At 33.8% G+C, this 320-nt stretch carries 1 protein-coding gene; it reads right to left on the minus strand.

What is annotated here, in order from left to right:
• On the minus strand, nucleotides 1-320 hold a 320-nt coding region (locus tag AA089_RS25355; RefSeq protein WP_046759420.1), incomplete at both ends, for a hypothetical protein.

Consider the following 320-nt stretch of genomic DNA (forward strand, 5'->3'; position numbering starts at 1 on the left):
GATTTGTCCTGTTTTTAATGGCAATGCTTCACCTGTAGAAAAATTAATATTTAAGATTAGTTCGTTGGTCTGTGTATTTCTATTTATTGAAAAACCACCTTGTGCGCCATATTTATTTTCTAAATCAGCCGTTAGAATATCATCATTTTCATATTCACTTAATTTCTTTTGATATTCGTCTGCCAATTCTTTATCCACAAGAACCAAATCTACCCATGCGTAATTACGTCCAGTTAATCCTCCTGTTTGTGTCGTTGTCGCTACAAGAATATCATCTGAAGCTTTTGGCGGGATAACGTACGTTAGATTTTCAAATTTGT

The sequence above is a fragment of the Kordia jejudonensis genome (assembly GCF_001005315.1).
GTDB lineage: Bacteria > Bacteroidota > Bacteroidia > Flavobacteriales > Flavobacteriaceae > Kordia > Kordia jejudonensis.